Below are 21,849 nucleotides of genomic sequence, written 5' to 3' on the forward strand. Positions count from 1 at the left end.
ACCTAAGCTTGGATTCCTTTACGCCATGTCTCACGATTTACAAGATCCACATAGCTCATAACCGCATATAATATTTTACGGCTAACATGACCACCGCGATAATCATTAACGTTATCAAAGGTCTTAGAGGATAGTTGGGTAACAATTTTAACCGCGTTTAAAATTTTCTGAGTGTTAAGTGGAACCATTACTAAGCCGCCAGCATCCATGATCTCAGGACGCTCATGTGCATCGCGAACGGTTACTGCGGGAAACCCTAAAAGGTTTGATTCTTCGCTTATCGTGCCGCTATCAGATATAACACAATGAGCATTTTTCTGCAGAGCTATGTAGTCGAAAAATCCGAAAGGAGGGAGAAACACATCATCATCTTTTAGGCCCTGCGCCTCTAATCGTACACGAGTCCTCGGATGGGTGCTGACAATAACCTTACAGCCGAAGGTTTTTTGAAGCTCTTTAACTAATATAGAAAGTTCTTTTATGCGTTCAGGTCTGTCAACATTCTCCTCACGATGAAGGCTTAAAATAAAATACTTGTTTTTCGTTAAATTCAATTTTTCTAGAATATCAGAACTAGAAATTTTATCATGATAGAAAGCTAGCACCTCCTCCATGTGAGACCCACTCACTATAACGCGGTCACCAGGAATGCCTTCTGCAACGAGATATTCTTTTGCACGTTCTGTCAGGGCAAAATTTATATCTGAAGTGTGGTCAATAATCTTACGATTTATCTCCTCGGGAACGCGCTCATCAAAACAGCGATTGCCGGCTTCCATATGAAAAATAGGAATTTTTTTCCGCTTAGCCGCGATGACACTTAAACCGGAATTGGTGTCACCATATATCAACATGGCATCAGGTTTGACTTCATCCAGTATCTTATCAGATTTGACGAGAATATTACCAATGGTTTCCATGGCAGACCCTACAACTGCGGCTTCCATAAAATAGTCCGGCTTGCGAATTCCAAGATCATCAAAAAAGACCTTGTTTAGCTCATAATCGTAGTTCTGTCCCGTGTGAACAAGAACATGTTCAGTATGGTCATCAAAAGTCGCGATAACTCGAGACATTTTTATGAGTTCAGGGCGCGTTCCAACGATGGTCAATATCTTCATGAGGGCGACCAGTAAGCATGCTTATCCATGCGGCCTAATTGCTGCTGAATAAAGTCAATTTTAAGCAATAATTCTGCTGTCTCATCAACATTTAGAATGTTGGTATTTTGAGAGCTATATTCATTGGGAATTACAGGAATATTATCCCCGTCATCCACATATTTGTCATAGTTAAGATCGCGTGCATCACATGGAATGCGAAGATAATTACCTTCATCAACCGCGACCTGCATCTCTTCACGGCCGGCAAGAGCCTCATACATTTTTTCGCCGTGCCTTATACCAATAGACTTAACCGGAACTTCTTTTTCAAAAACCTTCATGAGCGCCAAATAAAGTGTTTCAATCGTAGCTGCCGGAGACTTCTGGACAAATGTATCACCTTGATTGCCATTCTCATAAGCGTATTTCACGAGCGCCACAGACTCGGGCAAAGACATCAAAAATCGTGTCATATCTTTATTGGTAACTGTAACGGGACCTCCCGACAAAATTTGATTTGTGAATAGCGGAATGACCGACCCCCTCGAAGCCATCACATTTCCGTAACGCGTTACGTTTACAATAGGGCCATTAGAACCAATGTGGCGAGAACGTGCAATCGCAACCTTTTCCATCATGGCCTTACTGATACCCATAGCATTAATTGGATAAACGGCCTTGTCGGTGCTGAGAACAACTATCTGCTTTACATCGTTTTCGATTGCAGCACGAATTGTATTGTCCGTACCCTCAACATTAGTCTTTACAGCTTCCATAGGAAAAAACTCACAAGAGGGGACTTGCTTCAACGCAGCGGCATGAAAAATGTAATCCACCCCGTAACTTGCGACTCTTACGCTATCAATATTGCGAACATCGCCGATGTAGAATTTAAGGCGGTTATCTTTGTAAAATTTCCGCATATCATCTTGTTTTTTTTCATCGCGGCTGAGTACGCGTATTTCTTTGACGTCTTCCGTGAGGAAGCTTCTCAAAACCATATTTCCGAAGGATCCAGTTCCTCCGTTAATCAAGATGGATTTATTTGCTAAATTATTGCTCATTTCGACTCCAAACTGGTCGAGTTTCTTTCATTATATCAATCAATTCCGGCCATTCAGGTGAGGAAAAACCCGTCTCAGCCATAAATTTCGAAGAGTCCAGTGATCTATCAATCACCAAGTCGGAATTTGGAACCAACTTGACATTGTGTTGGTACTTTCGCGCTACTAAGCAAAGCAGGTTATGCTTGTCAATCGGGTTCGCAGAAATATGGTATAAACCATTGAGAGATGTATTGGGCAGTATATATCGTCCGATTATTTGGGCTAAATAAGCTGTAGGAAACCCTGAAAAAATGGCTTTATCGAAACCTTTAACCTGACCGGACGTCGATAAAAACCAATCTATCAGAGAAGCAGCTCGGCCACTTTCATGACCTATTATTGATGTCCGTATTGTTAAGGCATTTGGATTATCAGTAACTTCACCCAAAAGTTTTGAGACTCCATAGATATCCCTTGCGTCCGGCTCATCCTCTTCAGAATACATTCCCTTTTTACCCGTGAAAACACAATCGGTTGAGACTTCTATAAAACGAGCCTCGACCTCTTCACAAAGCTCCATTAAATAATGTGGTAGCCAAGCATTTATCTTTATGAAATCCGACTTCTTAACCTGACCGCTTATTTGTTTTATAAGTCCAATCGCATTTATAACGACATTAATCTCATTGCTTTTCATTATGTTCCGCAAAGCGTCTTTATCAAAAACATCCTCTAACGTCACAAGTGACATGTTCTCATTAATTTTAGGGGTAGGGGATCCCGGCCTGACGCTACCGATAGTTCGGTAGCTTGCACTTACTTTAGGGAGCTCGGCAAACAGAGCGCTTCCAAGCATGCCGGAAGCTCCTAAAATTAGGACGTTAAGCGATTCAGGATCTGCTATTGGTTGATATCTCACAGCTATAATATTCAAATACGATTGTTGTTTTCATAACTCTCAAGCTCCTGAGAATTACCTGCAATACTATTTGTAACAGACCAGAACCAAGCGCCTTCATTTATTGCTTCATACGGGTCGAATTTTTTGGGGTCGGTAACAACTAATTTTGGGTCTAGATGAAGAATATTCGCCGTTGTATTTTTATAGTCTAATACAGCAAGCCCAGCTTGATCTATGTGCCAGTTGAGTTTTGCCTCATTATTCATGGCGCTTGTAAAGTAAGACTGCAGCTGTAAAGCTGCTTTTAGGCCTTCTTGACTTGGCCTAAATAGTGACAACGTCGCAGATATAACTGAAAGTATATTCAGCACACCTTTTGGAAACCTCAATAAAGCAACATCAAATTCATCATCAAGCAAACCTGCTGGTGATCGTAGAGGAATTTGATCAATATCAGCTACTAGGACAGGCTTATCGAAACTTCTCAAGAAAAGGGGCAATACATTGAATCTCTCAAAAGAATATACCGCCTTTTTTTGATGCTCTTGAAATCTGTCGCGTTCAATATGTCGTTTTGAAAAAGATGTTGAAACTGGGCTTCTCGCAAGAGATTTAGCTAGTTTTTTCCAGGGAGCATTTCTAACACCAGGATCATTTTTTCCTAATGAAATTCCGTGAACATGAAGATGAATTTCGTCGTCCGATGTTTTAGAAAGACTTTTAGCAAGGCTTGGGCCGAACATCTGACAATAAAATAAATCCCCTGAAACCAAGTATATAATTTTTGTTTTGGCGGATACATTAATCTCAGAGAGAATTTCAATATCCTCTAAGGTAAGAGCCTCATTTTCAATTTCTGCAGCTTCAACAAAAAGATCTACTATTCTGGCATTTGTTTTCCATGTGTTATCACAGCTCACGGGCATAGACTGGTTGAATATATGTTGAGCATCCTCAAAGTCACCCAACGCAGATAAAAGACTTGCAAGTTGATATTCTGTGCTCGCTCTTGCAGAATCAAAGCACTCATCCTCAGGCAAAGCTTTTAGCGCATATTTGAGGGACTTTTCTGCAGCTTTATGCTTGCCCATGGTTGCAAGTATTTTGCCTCTCAATTGTGCGACCTCAAACATTTCAGGTCCCAAGACACCAGTATTCTGCTTTATATATGCTCCTAAAAATTTAGATGCTTTTTTACTTTTCCCATTAAGCTCAAAGGCACGCGCTAGTATTAGCCTCGAAGGATGATCTCCAGCTTCTTGCAAAACTTTTGCAAAGTCTTCGGCCTCTTGGTATGCGCCTTCAGCGAATAAGCCTTCACACCACTCAAGTAGGGCAGGATCATTTGAATATTTAGTGATGGGTGTTTCCTTTTAATCAAGCAGAAATACTAGAAGCATAATATGTTGACTTATGCGCCAGACACTTTTGATTTTGATTTTTTTCGCGCAGTCGGGTGTTTTTTCTTAACATGCGTTGTTTTACTCATAAGGTCATCAATATCCAAAAACTCACTTTGGATAAGTGACTCATTTGTCTTTACTAATGACTCGTTGGACATACTCAATATACAATACTGTTTATAAAGAGCATCATATTTTTCATTCAAAGCAAAGTTTAGCTCTAAGAGCTTATCACGTTCAGCTTTCAAGTAACTGACATCTGAAGAAACTGCACTGCTATCCAAATCACCTGATTTGCCGCCTCTAATTGCACGTGCCATCTGCTTTTTCAAGACGGGGATGTGGCTTTCAAGCTCTTCGACTCTGCGGCGGCGATTTTCCAGGTCAACATAAACTCTTCTAAGTGGAGGAAAAATAAGCGCAATCTTTTTCAAAATGTTCATAAATGAACTCTCCACATACGCCGTTCGCTACAAGTTTGTATATCTGCCAAGTAATGCGTTGAGCGTCAACTTAAATGCTCAAAGCTTTGTTGTAAAAAAGAAATTAACAATTTCTCATAATAAACATTATGCGATTTATATATAAGCCGTCCTTGCAATCAAGAGGGTCATACAGAACGCCTCCCTTTAAACAAAAACCGAAAAACAGATTGCTATCTGTGCATTTGTGTGCACATAAGCACAAATGCAAAATGATAACACTAAAGATACACCCGAATACAAGGCTATGGCGGATGCGGCTATTGGGGTTCTTGATACGAGATTTCTCAAAGCGCTTACAGACCCTACTCGGATACAGCTTGTTAAAAAACTTATCCTCCTCGGCGCTTGTGACGTTACAACAATATCAGGTGGGTTAAGTCAGGACAGATCGGTTATATCACGGCACCTCAACATACTAGAGCAAGCCGGAATAACAGCCTCACGGAAAGATGGGCGGCGCGTTATATATGATCTTGATGGACCATATGTCGTTCAGAAGGTCACGCTGATATTGGAAGCACTCAGACCTATGGCGGACCTTTGCAAACCCTTCCAAGCCATTGTAAATAAAGGAGAAGTAGCATGACAAGCTTTACCGGAACAGCTGAAGACGGAAGCTCAATTGTCTATACAGATTCAAAGCGCCACATGTATTGGCTGATTATTATTTCGCCCCTTGTCGCCCTCCTCTCAATCTGGCTGTATTTTGCTCTGGATAAGAATCCTATTGTGACGCTTATCCCAACGCTATTCTTTTATGCTTTTACACCTCTTATGGACGCCATAATGGGCGAAGACCCTCACAATCCTCCGGAAGAAGTTGTGAGCGCTATGATGGCAGATAAGTATTACCGCGCAACAGTCCACACTATGGTGTATATTGCGATCGCTGTATTCCTCTCTTTTGTTGTATTCGTGGGCACACAAGACCTGCCTTGGTGGTCTATTCTGGCCCTCATTATCGGTCTCGGTTCAAATAGCGGCGGCGTAATGGTTATGACACATGAACTAGGCCATAAATCCAACAAGATTGATCGACTATCGGCCAAAATTGGCAACATGATTATGGGGTATGGTCACTTTAATATTGAACACAATAAAGGCCATCATACATGGGTTGCGACGCCAGAGGACCCTGCAAGCTCTCGCATGGGGGAAAACTTCTATGCCTTTATGGTAAGGGAACTAACGGGGACGTTTAAGCGCGGCACGTCCTATGAAAAGCAAAGGCTCGAGAAACAAGGCCGCAGCTTTTGGTCCGTGTACAATGATGTCCTGCAAGTTTACGCAGTTACATTGGGTTTAGTCGCCTTATTCGTCTCGCAATTTGGCTGGGCCATTCTGTTTTTCCTAGTGCCACATCATTTTTTGGCTTGGCTTGCCCTCACCCAAGCAAATTATGTTGAGCATTATGGCTTGAAAAGAGAAAAGCTCCCCAATGGAAAATATGAACGCTGCCAACCCAAACATAGTTGGAATACAAATCATACCTATTCGAACCTTTTATCTTTCCACCTGCAGCGCCACTCAGATCATCATGCCTACCCTCTTCGTCCCTATCAGGTTTTAAGAGATTATGATGATGTCCCGACATTACCCACAGGTTATGGCGGTTGTTTCGCAATGGCCTTTTTTCCGCCGCTCTGGTTCGCCGTCATGGATAAGAAAGTAGTGGAATGGGCTGATGGCGACCTCTCAAAGGTCAATTTAGACCCTAAAGCCGAAAGGAAGCTAAAAGCACGTTGGGAAATTTAGCTAATGCCTAGGAGAATGGCTAAAAATTTTAGATACTAATTCTCAGAAGCGCCCTCAGTCTCTGTGCCCGCTTCATCGTCATCATCACTCTCTTCGATGCGCTCCACACTTACGACGCGTTCTTCATCTTTGACGCGAATAACGGTGACACCGCGAGAACTGCGAGAGACAATTCGAATGTTTTTAACAGGACAGCGTATCAATTGTCCTCCATCCGTGACGATCATGAGTTGATTATCCTCTTCGATCGTAAAGCTCCGAACTAAACGTGCATTATCAGATCCCTTACGGGATAATTCCTGTGCGGTAACGCCCTGCCCGCCTCTGTTCATGCAGCGATAATCATAACTTGAACTGCGCTTACCGAACCCGTCATCTGCCAATGTGAGAAGGAACTGTTCTTTTCCGCCTAACTCGCCAATGCGCTGCTCAGACAGGTTGCTCTCAATATCAATATCTTCAGGGGTATCATCATCCCCTTCCCCAAGCGCACGGCGCATGGCATTGGCGTGTTTCATATAGGCCCGTGCTTCATCTGTTTCGATATCAACGTGATGCAAGACCGCCATAGAGATAACTTCGTCGCCATCAGCCAGCTTTATACCCCGAACACCGCTGGACGTACGGCCGACAAAACGCCTCACATCCGTAACGCGGCAACGCAAAGCTTTACCCATGGCCGTGGTTAGGACAATATCATCATCTTCGGTGCAGAGACGCACATCAACAATGCCGTCGCCCTCATCAGGCTTCATCGCAATCTTACCGTTACGGTTAACGCGCGTGAAATCAGCCAGAGAATTACGGCGCACACCGCCTGACCGTGCGGCAAACATAATATCAAGCTCTTTCCAGCTCTCTTCATCCTCCGGGAGCGCCATGATAGAATTTATCGTCTCGTCTTGATCAAGCGGCAAAAGATTGACAAGTGCCTTGCCGCGCGTCGCCGGGCCACCCAACGGTAGCTTCCAGACTTTTAGCTTATAAGACATCCCGGTGGAGCTAAAGAAGAGCACAGGCGTATGGGTCGTCGCGACAAAGACAGTTGTGACATAATCCTCATCCTTCATGGACATGCCCGAGCGGCCTTTGCCCCCGCGGCGCTGCGCCCGGTAGGTGTCGAGCGGTGTCCGCTTCACATAGCCGGCTGAGGTCACTGTTACGACCATATCTTCAACTGCGATTAGGTCTTCATCTTCGAAGTCTTGGCCGCCCGCCGTAAAGATAGAGCGGCGCGGTGTTGCGAATTTCTCTTTGACCTCGGTGAGTTCTTCGCGGGTGATCGCCTGCACGCGAGCACGCGACCTTAGGATATCAAGCAGGTCAGTGATCTTGGCGGCGAGTTTTTCGACTTCATCTGTGATTTCGTCCATGCCCAACTGCGTGAGTTTAAGCAGGCGCATATCTAAAATAGCTTTGGCCTGCTCATCTGTAAGCTGAATAGTGCCATCATCATGCAGGATTGAACGCGGATCAGCGATAAGGTCAAGCATGGAACGCATGCCCTTCGCTTCCCATCGACGGGACTTTAAGTTCTCACGAGCTTCCTTGGGGTTGGCAGAGCCGCGAATAATTTTGATGATTTCGTCAATATTTGCAACGGCGGTCGCAAGTCCGACAAGTATGTGAGCGCGTGCGCGAGCCTTTGCGAGGTCAAATTTAGACCGACGCGCAATGACTTCTTCGCGAAACGCCAAAAAGGCTTCAAGCATCTGCCGAACATTCATCTGCTCTGGTTTGCCGCCATTGAGAGCCAGCATATTTGAGCTGAAATTCTGCTGCATTTGCGAATAACGGAACAACTGATTCAAGACAACATCAGCGACGGCATCGCGTTTCAGCTCTATGACGACACGCATACCCACACGGTCTGACTCATCCCTAACAGCGGAAATGCCCTCGATACGTTTCTCATTAACAAGTGCCGCTATCTTTTTGATCATATTAGCTTTATTGACCTGGTATGGCAGCTCAGTTACAATAATTGCATATCTGTCTTTTCGGATTTCCTCAACTTCAGTCACGGCCCGCATTGTCACAGAGCCTTTTCCTGTCAGAACACCTGCGCGGGCGCCGCTGCGGCCCATAATTAAGGCACCGGTGGGGAAATCAGGTCCAGGTATAATCTCAAGCAACTCCTCATCCGATAAGTTACCATTATCCATCAAGGCGAGCGTCGCATCGATAACTTCCCCAAGGTTATGCGGCGCGATATTGGTCGCCATGCCTACCGCGATACCGCCAGCCCCATTGACCAAGATATTGGGAAAACGTGACGGCAATACAACGGGTTCATTTTCTGACGCGTCGTAATTTTCCTGAAAATTGACTGTGTTCTTTTCGATATCAGCTAAAAGTGAAGCCGCAGGTCTCTCCATGCGAACTTCGGTATATCGCATCGCCGCCGGTGGGTCACCATCAACTGAACCAAAGTTACCCTGCCCGTCTAAAAGCGGCAGACGCATTGAAAAGTCTTGCGCAAGGCGCACTAGAGCATCGTAAACAGCGCTGTCACCATGCGGATGATATTTACCGATAACATCGCCCACAACACGGGCAGATTTTTTATAGGCCTTTTCGCGCGTAAAGCCATTTTCATGCATGGAATAAAGGATGCGGCGATGTACAGGTTTTAGCCCATCCCGCACATCGGGAATGGCGCGAGAGACAATAACCGACATGGCATAATCGAGATAGGAGCGTTTCATCTCCTCCTCAATCGTTATCGGCGACACGCCTTCAGGAAGCCCTTCAGGGCCGTTATTTTCGTCGTCATCGGGCGTATCGTTATCGTCGCTCAAATCCGCATCCATCCCATAAATTTAAAGCCGCTCGAATCGTGCGGATTTCGTGTTGTTTTCTAGCATTTGTGGGCATTTACTACAAATGATTGGAAGAGTTTTCCGCGCTTTTAAGAAGGCCCTCGTCAATAGAGCTTTTATGATTTACTATGTTGAAAATGGAGACTCTCAATGCGCCTATTATTACCTTTGTCTTATATTGCTTTTGTAACCCTTACAGCCTGCCAACCCTCACCTGAAACAGGGTCTGAAAGCCTTACTATTGACCTGATAAGCAGCGCCGGAGAAGATATTGGTGATGTCACGATTACAGATGCCGGGGATGCCGGCGTCACGCTTGCCGTCACAGCGCGAAAAATAGCTGAAGGACCCCACGGCATTCATTTTCACGTTAAGGCCGACTGCCAAACACCTGATTTTAAAAGCGCTGGAGGGCACATAAACCCTGAAGGTCATAAACATGGTCTTGATCACCCGGAGGGCCCCGACAATGCGGATATGCCAAATGCCGTCGCAGATGCGCAGGATAATTTATCTTATGCTTACACCAATGAGCGGGTAACACTTGTCAAACGTGACAACCGCCCCGCTCTTTTGGACGCTGACGGCTCGTCCCTCATGATACACATCAATGCAGATGATCAAATCACGCAGCCGATTGGCGGAGCCGGAGCCCGAATCGCTTGCGCTGAAATTAAATAGCCTTAGTCCTCATCGCTGGGCCAAATCTTATTCCACCAATCAACTCTCTTCTTGGGTTCATCAAGGTCAAAGAGTTCGCCCTTTCCTGAGGCTTTCATTTTTGTGCGGATATATTTGGTTTCCCAGCCGGTAAGATTGGCCAATGTTTTAATTTCGGTCTCCTTACGGGCATTGACCTCTTGCTTGTACTTTTCGGCTTCAGGACAATCCATTTCGCCGTCATATGCGTGGCGTAGGATGTAGCGCCCTTGGAAGTTCTGACGATCGCCTGTTTCTTTAAATTTTAGGTCCTCAGGAAAACTCTCCGCATCATAGCGCACATGCAACCGCGTAACATAGACATTCTTCGCCATTTGCTTTGGCCGCATACTGCGCGGCATTGGCATAGGTTGGTCATTACGGCCTTCATCGAGCCAGAAGACACCCAATTCTTTAAGCTGATCATCTGATAGAGGGTCAGCCGCGCAGGGGTCGCACCAATTCATATCCCACGCATATTCCATGAAGACGCCATGACCGCCCTGGCGGTTCGCAGATGTTTTGTACATATCTTTATAGAAATCACCAAAATCGTCCTTGATAAAAATCGGGAGTTCTTTGTCGGACGGGATTTTCTGGGTTCGATAATTCGTTGTTTCCACTTTGCCGTTCTTTGTCAGCGTATAAACAAACAAGTCTTGGTCGCCATTCGCATTCACAGTGCCAAGCCGAATAGGAAGCATGAATTTAGGGCTCTCATAGGCCACAGCAATAGGCCGTAGCATCTCGCCGCCTTGTTTCGCTTTCTCTTCTAGATTCACCTTGGCGACGAAGAATTTCATATCTTGTTTGATATAGCTGCCTAGAGTCTTTACGGCTTTTTTAGGAACGCGATAGCCGTTGCTCTCAAGCCAAGTTTGAAGACCATCACTTTCCTTGGCGGAGAGTATGAGGATATCATATTCTCCTACGGAAAAGCTCTCCTCGATGGTAACGCCTAAATTTTCTGCTTCTTCAAAAGCTGAGTCCATCATGGGAGCCATTTGCACGCTTGAGCGCATCGCCATTTCTTTGCGATATCGTCTTTCACAGGGGTTATCGTCAAAATACTCAACTAGGCGCGGCGCCGTATAGGCATCCAGATGATCAAGCAATCCAGCATCGGAAATATGCACCTGATCTTTGGTAATCACGGTCGGAACCGGAATCACCATAGCGAACTCTGTAGGGTCACCGATGTAATCATTCGCCATAGTGATAACGGTACGGTCACCATCGCGCACCAAGGCTACCTTAGAGCTTTGATTGAACAAATCCGTATCGGCTTTGGCGACATAAAAACCGCAAAAGGCAGAGGCCGAAGGTGCGGCGGTTAGAGTAATGGCGACAAGCGCGCTACTCAGCAGGTATTTGAACTGTTTCATGGGAAACTCCTGTTTTAGATATTTGAAAATTAGGCCAGTGAATACGGCCCGCGGGGAATAATCGGTCAAAGAGCGGGACAATCGGCGCGGTGAGAATAAGCGCGAGAATAATGCCCGCCGCATTGTAAAAGGCGAATTGTATCGTAAAGCCTAGCGTGGCCACCAATATAGCATAGAGCACACGCCCTAGCCTTGCATCGGGCGTCGTTTTGGGGTCTGAAATCATAAAGAAGGCAAAGATGAGCAAAGCGCCGCTTTGCAATTGATGTACGGGGATGGTCAACGGATCGCCAAGCCATAAAGCGCGGCCAAAGAGCAGCGCCGCATAGCTGACTAGCAACGCAATACTCACATCCCAGCGTTTGGCTTTACCTGTCACGATTCCGCCCATACCGAGCAGGAAGAGCGCGAAAATAGGCGCGGTGCCCCACTGCCCCGGCGATATCCACGCGCCCGTGAATAAGAGCGATAATATGACGAGGCCGAAATTGGCAGGGTTGAAGATATGCTTACCTCGCCAACGAACGATATATTTGGAACTTATCGCGAGGATACCCGCTGCAACGGATAGCGTTACAGAGCCTGTGCGGAGCAAGAGCGTTAGGGACAAGGCCGATATTAGCGGGCTACGTGCATCAAAGCGGCGGCCAATAATCTTATCCGCGATAGCCTGTGTCCCGACTGTGGAGCCTACACAAGCCACGACGTGCCACCAAGGCAATTGGAATGCGAAATGAAACGTGCCGAGCAAAATAAGCGATGATAAAACTATGATTTGATAATGGCGCGGATCAGCCAAGAGCGCGCTTATAAGAGCGCCCCTCTTTTGCATATATTGGGAAATTCCCGCCATGCCTTCACCTTTGTAGCTACGTCATCATATCACGCGAACAATAAGGCGCAATCATCACGCACATATCGAACTCATAACTATAAGACGCATGCCAAAGGGGAATCCTTGGGAGGAAATTTTGTTTTTTTTACTTTTTTATTTTAGAGAAAAATTTTGTCTGTGGTCGGCTTTTTAAACCTGACCATCACACCTTTCCCCTTTCATTCCCGCGGATGCGGGAATCCAGTCATGTGCATAGGTTAATTTCGCGAACACTCCATTTATGTGCCGAGAGGCTAACGATTTTAATCTTATGTGATTGAACCGCTCGACTTAACTGGGTCCCCGCATCCGCGGGAATGAACGGGATTGTAGAGGTTCGCTATACAATTTGAGCAATAGCATCTCGCAATTACCTAAGAAAATAGGTTTAATCAAATCGCCGAAATCGGCACTTGTCGTCCCCTAAAAAGGAATCTCATCATCGAGGTCGAAATTCTCTTTTGGGCCTTCCATGGCTGAGGCGGATTGGCGTCCGCCGCCTTGGCCTTGATTGCCGTAAGCCACGCTATCTTGATTATAGCCGCCGCCTCCGCCGCCGTAATTACCGCCGCCTTGGGAGTTGCGGCTGTCGAGCAAGGTGAGCTGTCCGCCATAACCTTGAAGAACGACTTCTGTTGTGTAGCGGTCATTGCCGTCGCGGTCTTGCCATTTACGAGTCTGGAGCTTGCCTTCAATATAGACTTTGCTGCCCTTTTTGACATATTTCTCGACGATACCGACAAGGCCATCATTAAATATAGCCACATTTGTCCATTCTGTTTTCTCTTTGCGCTCGCCTGTTTGCTTATCGCGCCATGATTCTGACGTCGCGACTGAGAAGTTAGCGACTTTACCGCCATTTCCGAAGGTACGAATTTCAGGGTCTTTGCCCAAATTTCCGACTAAAATAACTTTATTGACTGACCCGGCCATGTTTCACCTCTGATAGGATTACTTGTATTTGTTCTTATTATGTTCTATAGAATTCACAGCTTAAATGCAAGCGGGTGATTCACTCCACTTGTTTTGATGTTTTAGCGCCTCTAAGTCCATCCTAACACGTATATTGTCCACAAGCTTTTCATTCACTCGGAGCCGAACGCCAGATGCATAAACATATCCAAGTGCGCGGTGCGCGTGAGCATAATCTGAAAGGGGTGAACATTGACCTGCCTCGTGACAAGCTCATTGTTATTACGGGGCTTTCAGGTTCCGGAAAATCATCCCTCGCCTTTGATACGATTTACGCTGAGGGACAGCGCCGCTATGTGGAAAGCCTATCTGCTTATGCGCGGCAATTCTTGGAGTTGCAGGGCAAGCCAGACGTAGACAGCATAGAAGGCCTCTCTCCTGCCATTTCAATCGAGCAAAAAACCACTTCACGCAACCCGCGTTCAACCGTCGGCACAGTCACTGAGATTTATGATTACATGCGGCTTCTTTGGGCGCGGGTTGGTGTGCCTTACTCTCCCGCCACAGGCCTGCCCATAACTAGCCAGACCGTGAGCCAGATGGTTGACCGGGTCATGACGCTACCCGCTGATACAAAGCTCTATATCCTCGCACCAATTGTGCGCGGCAGAAAAGGGGAATACCGCAAGGAATTGGCGCAGCTTATGAAAGACGGGTTTCAACGCGCCAAAATAGATGGCGAGTTTTACCGCATCGAAGACGCGCCAGAGCTCGATAAGAAATTCAAACATGACATAGACGTAGTGGTTGACCGCGTTGTGGTTCGAGAAGGATTAGAATCGCGCCTCGCTGAAAGTATCGAAACTGCGCTTCGCTTGGCGGATGGTCTTGCTATCGCGGAGCAAGCGAATGATGGTGCTGAGCGGATGCTATTCTCCGAAAAATTTGCATGCCCGGTTTCAGGATTTACGATTTCAGAAATTGAGCCACGGCTTTTTTCCTTCAACAGTCCCCATGGCGCTTGCCCTGTCTGTGACGGGTTAGGGAAGGAACTTAAATTTGATCCAGGCTTGGTTATACCCGACACAACAAAATCGCTTGCAGGAGGCGCAATCGCAGCTTGGCCCAATAAAACCAGCGGGCTTTACATGCAAACCATCAAAGCTCTGTCCGAGCATTACGGGTTTAAGGTCGATAAGCCGTTTAAAAATTTGGCTGACGGCGCAAAAGACGTTGTGCTATACGGAACCAAAGGCGCGAAGATAAAATTTGTTTATCAGGATGATGGCCGCCGTTATGAAACGACAAAGCCCTTTGAAGGTGTTATCCCGAACCTAGAGCGCCGCTACCGCGAAACTGAATCTAGTTGGATGCGTGAAGAGCTGGGCAAATATATGTCAGATGCGCAATGCACGACCTGTCAAGGCAAACGGCTAAAGCCTGAAGCATTGTCGGTGCGCGTTGCTGATATGGATATTTCCGTAACACAGGAAATGTCTATCAAAGACGCGCTCACCCGCTTTGAAGAGCTTGGGACTGAACTGTCTGAAAAAGATATGGAAATTGCCTCACGTATTCTGAAAGAAATCCGTGACCGCCTGAAATTTCTAAATGCGGTGGGTCTTGATTATTTGACACTTGGCCGTGGCTCGGGGTCGCTTTCGGGTGGAGAGTCGCAAAGGATTCGCCTCGCTTCACAAATCGGCTCCGGCCTTACGGGGGTTCTTTATGTGCTCGATGAGCCTTCAATTGGGTTGCATCAACGCGATAATGAGCGACTGCTAGAAACACTGCAAAACTTACGTGACCTTGGCAACACTGTGCTGGTTGTTGAACATGATGAAGACGCTATTCTGACAGCGGATTATGTTGTCGATATGGGCCCCCTTGCCGGCGTTAATGGCGGCGAAGTCGTCGCCCAAGGTACACCAGATAAAATCAAAAAATCTAGAAAATCTCTGACGGGAAAATATCTAACAGGAAAAAAAGAAATTGCGATTCCAGATGAACGCAGGACGCCTTCAGGTAAGAAAATTACGATTAAAGGGGCTCGCGGAAATAACCTTAAAAACGTGACCGCAGAGTTTCCTATTGGTTTGATGACATGTGTATCTGGAGTCTCCGGGGGCGGCAAATCTACCCTCACTATTGAAACGCTTTATAAAGCCACAGCACGGCGCCTAAATAAATCCACCATACAGCCTATGCCGCATGACGACATTGAGGGTTTGGAACATTTGGATAAGGTTATCGACATTGACCAAAGTCCGATTGGCCGAACGCCCCGCTCGAACCCTGCGACATATACTGGCGCATTCACACCCATTCGGGAATGGTTTGCCGGCCTGCCTGAAGCGAAACTACGCGGTTACAAGCCTGGGCGTTTCTCTTTTAATGTAAAAGGCGGTCGCTGCGAAGCCTGCCAAGGCGGCGGGGTGATTAAGATTGAAATGCACTTCCTGCCCGATGTCTATGTTACTTGTGATGTTTGCAAAGGGGCACGTTACAATCGCGAGACTTTGGAAATTAAATTTAAGGGTAAATCCATTGCCGATGTCCTCGATATGACTATCGATGAGGCGGCGGATTTCTTCAAAGCCGTACCAAGTGTACGTGATAAGATGGTCACCTTACAACGTGTTGGCCTTACTTATCTAAAAGTCGGGCAACAAGCCACAACTCTGTCTGGCGGTGAGGCACAGCGAGTCAAACTTGCCAAAGAACTTGCTAAACGCGCGACAGGCCGCACGCTCTATATTTTGGATGAACCGACAACAGGACTACACTTCGAAGATGTAAATAAGCTGCTGACTGTTCTGAATGAACTCGTCGAACATGGTAATACGATGGTGATTATCGAACACAATCTCGACGTTATAAAAACGGCGGATTACATCATCGACATAGGCCCTGAAGGCGGCGATGGCGGCGGGGAAATTGTCGCCTTAGGCACGCCGGAAGACGTGGCAAAAGTCAAAGCCAGTTGGACCGGACGGTATTTAAAGCCGATGTTAGAACGGGATGCAGCTCGGAAGAATAGCTAGTCCTATAAAGGTTTTTCAGGAAGTATATTGCCACGCTCATCTGTTAGCCTAAATGTAATTTTTGTTACAAGACCCTTGCGAGACTCTGGCGTATCGTCCTCTTGTATTGGTTCATAATCCCATTCTTTCAGAGACTTAGTTGCTGGCTTTACAAAAACGTCTTCCGTTGCGCTAACCACCTCAACATTTATAGGTTTGCCTTCATCGCTTACATCAAATTTGAAATTTACATGCCCTGACCGCCTAGCTCGGCTTGGCATAATAGGCGGAATACGCATCACAGGAATAGCAGAGTCAGCCCGCATTTCATCGTAAGGCCAACACTTACAAACGCCTGCCTCAAGCGCTTCTTCATTCTTATCGCTATCATTGATCAAGGAGCGCATCCAAAGCCATTTACCGAAAGCGCTTTTCACGAAGGGGTGGTCTTTGTCCAAGGTTCCTTCAAGGTTTTGCATAACAACTTGATACTCAAGGGCCGCTTTAATTGGGTCTTTTTTATTCCTAAGTGTGTCGCCCTTATAAATGCGGACTAAATAAGGGAATACAGATTGATACTTTTCCGTGGGATTATCAAAAATCGCTATGGCATTATCAAAATGTTTTATAGCAGCAATTTCATTTCCTTTCATGGCTTGAAGCCAGCCAGAGAGTGTCTTGATTTCGCCATCGATAGTTGACCCCAAAAGGTCTGTTGACAAAATCAAATTATTCGCTTCAGAAACATGTTTAGTTGCGCGCTTATACTTTGGGGTCGCAATATACATTTCCGAGAGCTTAATGAGACGCTCTAACCTAACGCCTTTTTCCTCTTCACTATCCTGTGGAGATAATTCCACAGCGCGCTTAAACCCTTTTATAGCTTCTTCAAAATCATCATAGCGTTGTAAATCTGCATAATTTTGCGCAAGGCTTGCGGTTGTCGTGCTATCACCGATAAGGTTTTCTGCCCTATCCCATGCTTTACGGGCTGCTTTTAAGGCCTTCTCTTTATCACCGCTTTTAAGCGCAGCACGATACTCTTTATAAGGTTTCAATACTTCTGAAGGCGTTTTTGCATTTGCGGACCCACTCAATGCCACAACAAATCCAAGAAATAAAAGTAGTTTTTTTATAAAGTACACTCCTGCGCAGAGCCTAGTTAGGCAATTGAGTTTGTGCAACTCTAAATCTGGTTACTCAAAAATTCGGAACAGGATCGTCTTTGGTCCACCATCGGACGGCATAACAATTTACACCGGCTACCAGTAATATCCATCCCGCTAATGCAGCTGCATTTACAATCATCGCCAATACACCCAGGAGCATACCTAAAGGACTTTTCATGCGTTCAGCGGCGGCGTCAAATAAGACTCTGGGATTATCCTCGCCAAGGCCCGATACAGCCATAAGAAAGCCCATATCCCCCGTCGCAATACCCACAGAAATCATATAGATAATATAATATCCGATATAACCACCCAGATATGTGACCAAATACGCCACAAACAAATTCCAAAACCTATACTTAGTGACTTTATTAGCCGCCAGAACATGTGTTTTATCTCGTTGCATAGACAAGGCCGCTGCAGGAGCGAGCCGCACGGGAATAAATACAAACATGGCGATTAAGGCAAAGATGGCAACAAATCCAAATATGCCAGCCAAGATGGGTGATAATGCTGAGAATAATACAATGACAAGAGTTATAGCAAAAACGCCAAGGATATAGACCAGAAACACAAGTAACCAAACGCTGAGTTGGCACAACATAGTACGCAGTTCTTGGCGCCCAAAACGTAGGGGTTGTCTCGGTGCTTCTTGATCATGGAAATAACGCCTGTAAAGAGCTGTTTCGCCAGCAGCCGTGACGACCCAGAGTCCAAGTGTAAATAAGAGCATCCCTGGAATAATCTTACCAAACGCAGATAACATAGCGTCCGGGTTGGGTTGTTCATTTCCGCTAAACAAAGCGCGATTACTTAACCAGCTTTGCTCTAAAACCTCGCCGTAGCTTCCGATAAACAAAGGAAGCGTCACAATAAACACAATGGATAGACCTGCAGACATCCAAAACCACAGCCGTATAACAAAGTCTTTTCCGCCCAAGGTCTGGAAAGCACCTCCTGCGGCCACGTTAAAATCAAAAGCCGCAACGGGTTTTCTGGGTTCAATCATGATTCTGCTCTCCCTCAATTCAAGCCTATTCGAAACTCCGCTCTAACTGTAGTTAAATTTTGATTTCATGCGGGTATGAACGTGTGAATCGCTTGTTTTATCGGTGTCTCTCCCCTACATCGCGTGTCATGATCAAAGCCTCAACAACAAAACCTGTTCACATCATCGGCGCGGGAATGGCTGGCTCTGAAGCGGCTTGGCAGTGCGTTCGCAACGGTGTGCCTGTTATCCTTCACGAAATGCGGCCTGAACGTATGACGGATGCGCATCAAAGTGACGGTTTTGCAGAACTCGTCTGTTCCAACTCTTTCCGCTCAGACGATAAAACCGGAAATGCAGTTGGCGTCTTGCATGAGGAAATGCGCAAGAGTGATAGCCTCATTATGGGCATGGGCGATATGACGAAGTTACCCGCCGGAGGTGCGCTAGCCGTTGACCGCGAGGCCTTTTCCGATGCGGTCACGACGATATTACAACAACACCCTCTAGTCACAATTGAATATGGCGAGGTCAAAGGGCTGCCGCCCAAAGAGTGGAGAAATACAATCATAGCCACAGGCCCTCTCACAGCGCCATCTCTGGCTGACGCCATCTTAAAAGAAACGGGTGAAGACAGCCTCGCTTTTTTCGATGCCATCGCCCCGATTGTTTACAAAGACTCTATCGATTTTTCCAAGGCTTGGATGCAATCGCGCTATGACAAAAAAGGCCCCGGCGGAGACGGTGCGGATTACATCAATTGTCCACTAGATAAAGACCAATATGAAACTTTCATTGAGGCATTGGTGAACTCCGACCAAACTGAGTTTAAAGACTTTGAGAAAGACACGCCTTACTTTGAAAGTTGCCTACCCATCGAAGTCATGGCGGCGCGCGGAGCAGAGACATTGCGCTGGGGGCCAATGAAACCTGTTGGCCTAACGAATAAGCATAACCCGACTGTTAAGGCTCATGCGATAGTACAACTCCGTCAGGATAATGCCCTCGGCACCCTCTACAATATGGTCGGATTTCAAACCAAAATGAAGTATGGCGCTCAAGCCGAAATCTTCAAAGCCATTCCTGGACTTGAAAATGCAGTCTTCGCGAGGCTCGGCGGAATACACCGGAACACTTTTATCAATTCTCCAAAACTTCTGAATAAACAACTCCAGCTAAAATCTTGTCCTGATATTCGTTTTGCGGGTCAGATTATGGGCGTGGAAGGCTATGTCGAATCCGCGGCTCTTGGTCTAATCACCGGGCGCATGGCGGCTGCGCAGGCGGTAGGGAATGAATATCCCGTTCCGCCCCTCACTACGGCCATGGGCTCACTTGTGGAACACGTCACTGGTGGTTACATGACAGGACCAAAAGCCAAATTCCAACCCATGAATGTGAATTTCGGCCTCTTCCCTCCAATCGAGGGCCTGATTTACAAGGATGAAAATGGGAAAAATATTCGCGGAAAAGAAAAAACACGCTTTCGGAAACGTCATTTTGCACAGCGCGCCTTAAGGGATATTGAAGGTTGGGTCGCCGCTTAAAAGCCGGTTGTAAGGATAGAAAAATCTAAATTAATATTCGTCTTGGGATCTTCATCATTGGTAACTTTCCACATATTCAGACTATGAATAATTAAGTTTATCTTCTTATCCTCGGAATTTAAAATCACGATGCTTGGGTCGTCGAGAATGAATCTATCCTTTATAATTTGCAAGTCAGACACATACGCTTGAACATCAAACTCAGCGATAGAGTTGCCGTTTTGAGAAAAGCTGATGATGCTCCCATTACTGCTTATTTGTACATCGTTAAATATTGCAATTTGCCGGGCGTTATCATTATTTGCGGCATAAAAACTATATCGACCGTGAAGTTGCTGAAACCCTGAGATGTCGATTGAATTCTTAGTGTCATATATAATAGATCTCCCGCTGTTATAACGGCTATCTAGAACAACATCATCAAGGTTTAATCTCTCAAATATATCGGCCGTGTTGAACTTTTGAAATGCAGGAACATTTTTAGCCCCGCTGAATAATGACCTCAAAACTTTATCTTCATCTTGCCGTATCAAGTAAGTTAAGCTTCCTTTGGCCTTTTTGGCAGCCTGAAGATTATCAATCGTTATATCATCCTTGTTTCTGACTACGCCTTCATTTGTCATTACACCTGCTTCTATCAAGCCTGAAACTGCACGTGATTTTTGATTTTGGACTGACAAAAGCCCGGAAAAGAAAGTGCCTAAAAATAATAATATCGCAGCCGTTCCGGGAATGAGCCTGATGTCACGCTTAGCTTTTGGGCCGAATGAGAACCAGATTCCCAATCCTATAGCCCATATAACAGCTAGCAGCAGAGCAATACGTTCAGGTGTGAACCCATATTCTGTGATACGAACACCAACAGATATTGCGAGCATAAGAGCTGCAGGAATTGAGAGTGGGAACCATAGGCTACGAAAGAGTTTGGCGAGAGCTTTTGTGCGAATGAAAGGCGGTTCTAAAACAAGCCAAGTCAAAGTCCCCACTAATAAAAAGGGCGTCGTAAGCTGAGCGATTTCGCCTTTGGGCAGACTCCCGGCGACAATAATATTTATCCCGTAAGCGATCAATATAAGGGCATATATGAGTGTCAGTGGCGAAAGCAACCAAGTCCCCATAAATGCCACAGCCTTTGACACAAAACCCGGATTATCATGTAGTTCTTGATAACTCTCATCAACGCGCGGCGCCGTTGAGAGCCAATAAAGCGGTGCCAAAAAGCCTAAACCTAAAGGGAGTATCAGGTGCTCGATAAGGTCGTTCATATTGACACCAAAAAGAGATTTCATTGCGGCGCCAATAGCAAATACGCCCACAGTAAATATCACAGACCCCACTGTGGCAAAGACAGCGCCTGTCCAAATTTTATGTGTAAAGTCCCATACATGAAGATTATCGCGAGATTTGCGCCAAAGCACCATGTTTCCAAGGATAAGCAAGACCGCCCCTATCGCCATAGGCAGGTTTATACGGAGCTCTTCAGAGAACCATGCAAGACTAGCGCAAATTAAAGCGATAATAATCTGAAGAACAATTGCGGGTGATTTACCCTGTGTTTCGCGCGCGATCGTGACGCAAAATGAGAGATACGCCCCAACAATAAGACCTGCGAGCATGCGGCCAAGTGGTTCACGATTACCAAAATTATCAAAGATAATTATGATAACCGTAAAGATCGCCATTAGGGCGACGGCAACTGGAAAACGGGTCAAGACCGCGTTTACATTAGTTATGCGG

General features: G+C 45.9%; 17 protein-coding genes. 5 read left to right on the forward strand and 12 right to left on the reverse strand.

Going from position 1 to position 21,849, the window contains the following annotated elements; genetic code table 11:
- Window positions 1–2: 2 nt before the first annotated feature.
- The 5 genes from wecB to F569_RS0101185 all read right to left on the reverse strand — a co-directional run bounded on the left by wecB (window position 3) and on the right by F569_RS0101185 (window position 4,887).
- The gene (wecB, locus tag F569_RS0101165; protein ID WP_034387024.1) at window positions 3–1,121 is read right to left on the reverse strand and encodes a non-hydrolyzing UDP-N-acetylglucosamine 2-epimerase; all 1,119 of its coding nucleotides are present in this window, start codon (window positions 1,119–1,121) and stop codon (window positions 3–5) included.
- A complete protein-coding gene (locus F569_RS0101170; protein WP_026940677.1) occupies window positions 1,118–2,167 on the reverse strand; it encodes a polysaccharide biosynthesis protein in 1,050 nt (349 codons plus the stop codon). The genes wecB and F569_RS0101170 overlap by 4 nt, the downstream gene beginning before the upstream one ends.
- Window positions 2,157–3,068 (reverse strand): dTDP-4-dehydrorhamnose reductase family protein, encoded by a 912-nt coding sequence (locus tag F569_RS0101175; RefSeq protein WP_267879422.1) that lies wholly within the window; start codon window positions 3,066–3,068, stop codon window positions 2,157–2,159. The genes F569_RS0101170 and F569_RS0101175 overlap by 11 nt, the downstream gene beginning before the upstream one ends.
- Before the next feature lie 11 nt (window positions 3,069–3,079).
- Window positions 3,080–4,315, reverse strand: a complete 1,236-nt coding sequence (locus tag F569_RS0101180) for a tetratricopeptide repeat protein (RefSeq protein ID WP_026940679.1) — start codon at window positions 4,313–4,315, stop codon at window positions 3,080–3,082.
- 146 nt (window positions 4,316–4,461) lie between these two features.
- The gene (locus tag F569_RS0101185; protein WP_154813600.1) at window positions 4,462–4,887 is read right to left on the reverse strand and encodes a hypothetical protein; all 426 of its coding nucleotides are present in this window, start codon (window positions 4,885–4,887) and stop codon (window positions 4,462–4,464) included.
- A 253-nt stretch (window positions 4,888–5,140) separates the two neighbouring features.
- Here F569_RS0101185 and F569_RS15925 point away from each other — a divergent pair, with 253 nt between their 5' ends.
- A complete protein-coding gene (locus F569_RS15925) occupies window positions 5,141–5,524 on the forward strand; it encodes an ArsR/SmtB family transcription factor (protein WP_051279073.1) in 384 nt (127 codons plus the stop codon).
- Window positions 5,521–6,693, forward strand: a complete 1,173-nt coding sequence (locus F569_RS0101195; protein ID WP_026940681.1) for an alkane 1-monooxygenase — start codon at window positions 5,521–5,523, stop codon at window positions 6,691–6,693. Before F569_RS15925 ends, F569_RS0101195 begins: the two co-directional genes overlap by 4 nt.
- 35 nt (window positions 6,694–6,728) lie before the next feature.
- Here F569_RS0101195 and gyrA read toward each other — a convergent pair whose 3' ends face one another.
- Window positions 6,729–9,494 carry a DNA gyrase subunit A gene (gene gyrA, locus F569_RS0101200; protein WP_026940682.1) on the reverse strand — a complete coding sequence of 922 codons (2,766 nt, stop codon included), beginning with the start codon at window positions 9,492–9,494 and terminating at the stop codon, window positions 6,729–6,731.
- Window positions 9,495–9,665: 171 nt separating this feature from the next.
- Between gyrA and F569_RS0101205 the strand changes: the two genes are divergently transcribed.
- The gene (locus tag F569_RS0101205; protein ID WP_026940683.1) at window positions 9,666–10,196 is read left to right on the forward strand and encodes a superoxide dismutase family protein; all 531 of its coding nucleotides are present in this window, start codon (window positions 9,666–9,668) and stop codon (window positions 10,194–10,196) included.
- 2 nt (window positions 10,197–10,198) lie between these two features.
- On the opposite strand, the gene F569_RS0101210 is transcribed toward F569_RS0101205, so the two are convergent.
- The 3 genes from F569_RS0101210 to ssb all read right to left on the reverse strand — a co-directional run bounded on the left by F569_RS0101210 (window position 10,199) and on the right by ssb (window position 13,406).
- Window positions 10,199–11,599, reverse strand: a complete 1,401-nt coding sequence (locus F569_RS0101210; protein WP_154813601.1) for a DUF2330 domain-containing protein — start codon at window positions 11,597–11,599, stop codon at window positions 10,199–10,201.
- A complete protein-coding gene (locus tag F569_RS0101215; protein WP_233353557.1) occupies window positions 11,571–12,452 on the reverse strand; it encodes an RnfABCDGE type electron transport complex subunit D in 882 nt (293 codons plus the stop codon). The genes F569_RS0101210 and F569_RS0101215 overlap by 29 nt, the downstream gene beginning before the upstream one ends.
- Before the next feature lie 444 nt (window positions 12,453–12,896).
- Window positions 12,897–13,406, reverse strand: coding sequence for a single-stranded DNA-binding protein (ssb, locus tag F569_RS0101220; RefSeq protein ID WP_026940686.1), 510 nt, complete (start codon window positions 13,404–13,406; stop codon window positions 12,897–12,899).
- Between the two features lie 173 nt (window positions 13,407–13,579).
- Between ssb and uvrA the strand changes: the two genes are divergently transcribed.
- A complete protein-coding gene (gene uvrA / locus F569_RS0101225; RefSeq protein WP_026940687.1) occupies window positions 13,580–16,429 on the forward strand; it encodes an excinuclease ABC subunit UvrA in 2,850 nt (949 codons plus the stop codon).
- 2 nt (window positions 16,430–16,431) lie between these two features.
- Here uvrA and F569_RS18630 read toward each other — a convergent pair whose 3' ends face one another.
- Together F569_RS18630 and F569_RS0101235 are read right to left on the reverse strand one after the other, a co-directional pair.
- Window positions 16,432–17,511 (reverse strand): energy transducer TonB, encoded by a 1,080-nt coding sequence (locus F569_RS18630; RefSeq protein ID WP_154813602.1) that lies wholly within the window; start codon window positions 17,509–17,511, stop codon window positions 16,432–16,434.
- 97 nt (window positions 17,512–17,608) lie between these two features.
- On the reverse strand, window positions 17,609–18,586 hold the full coding sequence (locus F569_RS0101235; RefSeq protein ID WP_026940688.1) for a hypothetical protein: 978 nt from the start codon (window positions 18,584–18,586) through the stop codon (window positions 17,609–17,611).
- Window positions 18,587–18,714: 128 nt separating this feature from the next.
- Between F569_RS0101235 and trmFO the strand changes: the two genes are divergently transcribed.
- Complete coding sequence (trmFO, locus tag F569_RS0101240; protein ID WP_026940689.1) at window positions 18,715–20,112, forward strand: methylenetetrahydrofolate--tRNA-(uracil(54)-C(5))-methyltransferase (FADH(2)-oxidizing) TrmFO; 1,398 nt, start codon at window positions 18,715–18,717, stop codon at window positions 20,110–20,112.
- Here trmFO and F569_RS0101245 read toward each other — a convergent pair.
- On the reverse strand, window positions 20,109–21,824 hold the full coding sequence (locus tag F569_RS0101245) for a DUF4153 domain-containing protein (RefSeq protein ID WP_162143713.1): 1,716 nt from the start codon (window positions 21,822–21,824) through the stop codon (window positions 20,109–20,111). The two genes, trmFO and F569_RS0101245, sit on opposite strands and share 4 nt — an antisense overlap.
- Window positions 21,825–21,849: the final 25 nt, after the last annotated feature.

It is taken from the genome of Hellea balneolensis DSM 19091 (assembly GCF_000428525.1).
Taxonomy (GTDB): Bacteria; Pseudomonadota; Alphaproteobacteria; order Caulobacterales; family Maricaulaceae; genus Hellea; species Hellea balneolensis.